The sequence below is a fragment of the Psychrobacter sp. GW64-MNA-CIBAN-0177 genome (assembly GCF_040309585.1).
In the GTDB taxonomy this organism is placed as follows: domain Bacteria; phylum Pseudomonadota; class Gammaproteobacteria; order Pseudomonadales; family Moraxellaceae; genus Psychrobacter; species Psychrobacter okhotskensis.
In genome coordinates this window covers 1-266 of sequence record NZ_JBEOOY010000292.1, presented here as the reverse complement: position 1 = coordinate 266, position 266 = coordinate 1, and the positions used below count along the sequence as shown (strand labels likewise).

Genomic DNA, 266 nt, shown 5'->3' with positions numbered 1-266 from the left:
CGCTAAAACAAAATAGCGAGCGGGCTTAAAGCCACTTAACCAACTTCGTATACCAACAATCATACCCAGGCACAAAGTAGCCCCCGTTACTAAAGTAGCCCATATAAAGCCAAAACCTGGCCAAATGATTGCAAATGGAGTACCTGCGGTAGCAATAATGCCCAAGTAAATTGAAAACCGTGATAATTGAGGAGACGTTTCCTTTAATTTAAGTAAGCTGTTAAAAAATAAGATATTTGTGATGGGAATTAAGGTAAAACCTAGCC

Annotated in this window: 1 protein-coding gene; it reads right to left on the bottom strand. The window is 39.5% G+C overall.

What is annotated here, in order from left to right; genetic code table 11:
- Positions 1–266: 7TM diverse intracellular signaling domain-containing protein (locus AAEY79_RS15130; protein ID WP_352289269.1), on the bottom strand; the 266-nt coding region annotated here is incomplete at both ends.